This window comes from Phytoactinopolyspora endophytica (assembly GCF_004138495.1).
In the GTDB taxonomy this organism is placed as follows: Bacteria; Actinomycetota; Actinomycetes; order Jiangellales; family Jiangellaceae; genus Phytoactinopolyspora; species Phytoactinopolyspora endophytica.
Genome location: NZ_ML142866.1, coordinates 112963 through 113475, shown reverse-complemented (window position 1 = coordinate 113475; position 513 = coordinate 112963). Strand labels below are relative to the sequence as shown.

The following is a 513-nucleotide window of genomic DNA, read 5'->3' as shown; positions in this document are numbered from 1 at the left end:
GGCGCCCATGCCGACTTCCTCCCCGATGGTCACCAGAAGGTAGGCGCTGACCGGGAGTATCGCGCCATGGTCGATCAGCGCCTTGACCGCCGCCAGGCAGGCCGCCAAGCCGGCCTTGTCGTCGAGATGCCGGGACTTGACGTAGCCGTTGGGGGTGATCTGCGGGGCGGCGTCGAGGGCGATGAAGTCCCCGACACGGATGCCGAGGTCGTAGACATCCTGCCGGCTGGCGACGTCTTGGTCGAGGCGTATCTCGACCTGATGCCAGCCGACCCCCTGCGTGTCGACGGCTTCGCCGAAGTTGTGCCCGCTGGACATCAGTGGCAGAACGGTGCCGGTGTAGATCTGAGTGAGGTCGTCGACGAAGACCGTGACGTGCGCGCCCTCGGCGAAGCGTGCGCTGTGCGTGCCGACGGGGACGACCTCGATGCGGCCGTTCTCCTTGATCCTCTTGACCATGCAGCCGATGGTGTCGGCGTGCACCACGACGGCACGGGTTGTCTCGTCGGTCTC

1 protein-coding gene is annotated in these 513 nt (G+C 66.7%); it reads right to left on the bottom strand.

Features of this window, described 5'->3' with window-relative positions; all coding sequences use genetic code 11:
• Positions 1-513 (bottom strand): zinc-binding metallopeptidase family protein (locus ELR45_RS39280; RefSeq protein ID WP_205857372.1); only part of this gene is annotated, 513 nt, incomplete at both ends.